Origin of the sequence: Streptomyces sp. NPDC048606, assembly GCF_040650855.1 — a bacterium.
In the GTDB taxonomy this organism is placed as follows: domain Bacteria; phylum Actinomycetota; class Actinomycetes; order Streptomycetales; family Streptomycetaceae; genus Streptomyces.
This window is the reverse complement of the sequence record NZ_JBEZIB010000115.1, coordinates 1-1,019: the sequence shown is the minus strand read 5'-3', so window position 1 is coordinate 1,019 and position 1,019 is coordinate 1. Positions and strand designations below refer to the sequence as shown.

Sequence of the window (1,019 nt, the reverse complement as noted above, 5' to 3'; positions counted from 1 at the left end):
GCACTGGTAAGTGCGCGGGCGGCGAGGACGACACCGCCGAAGGAATCCTTCAGCTGGCCGCCCTGCTGGATGGCCACCATCCAGATCGGCATGCCGCTGACGATGCTGGTGGTGATATCGGTGATCTGCGCCGGCAGCTGGCGCATGGCCATCTGGTACTGGCCGGCCGAGATCGCCCCGGCGCCCAGGCTGCGGCTGGTCGCTTCGGCAACCTTGACCGCGTTGCGCTGGACGTTGATGCCCGCCAGGGCGCGGTTGTACTGCTCGCGACTGATGCGGCCGGCATCTACCGCCGCCTTGAGTTCCTGCTCGTCCCGCTCGAGCTTCTGCAGCTTTACTGATGCACTGTCATAGCGCCCCAGGGCGCCCTCAACAGCACGCTGACGCTGTTGCTCCGACCGAGCCAGGCCCGCTTCCTGCTTGTCCAGCGCCTTGAGCGCGCTGTTGTAATCCTCGGTGGTGATCAGGCCGCGCGCAATCACCCGATCAAGCATCGCCTCGGTGTCGGCCAGATCGGACATGCTCGCCGCGCCGCGCTCCAGACGTGCATCGAGCTCGGAGATCAGGCGAATCTCATCGGCCACTGTCTTCTGTACCGCTGCGCCGGACGTTCGGACGCGATCTGCGGCGGTGGCCACATCCGCCGACATGGCCTTAGCCGATTCTCCTGCCGTGGCCATGCCCGCCGCGCCGGCGGCCGCCTTCTGGCCAGCATCCTCCATTTGGCTGCCCGAGGCGGCACTGCTGCGCGCGGCCCTGTCCAAGGCATCAGCGGCCTTCTTCGCCTCTTTCGTGACGTCGCCCAGGCCGGCGCCGGCATCCTGGCCGGCGCCCTTGACCGAGGCGAGCCCCTTCTGGACCACTGGCAGCGCCTGGCGCACCTGCTCGATGTCCAGGGCGATACGCATCGCCAGTTCGAGGTTGCGCGAGGAGGCCATTGTTATTTCAGATCCTTCAGCAAGGTGGTCATCGAATTACCGCCGGCATACGCAGCGTTGACGTCGGTAATGCGCTCCCGC

General features: G+C 66.6%; 1 protein-coding gene. It reads right to left on the bottom strand.

What is annotated here, in order from left to right; genetic code table 11:
* Nucleotides 1–938: phage tail length tape measure family protein (locus tag AB0D01_RS39770; protein WP_363064309.1), on the bottom strand; the 938-nt coding region annotated here is incomplete at its 3' end.
* Nucleotides 939–1,019 lie beyond the last annotated feature (81 nt).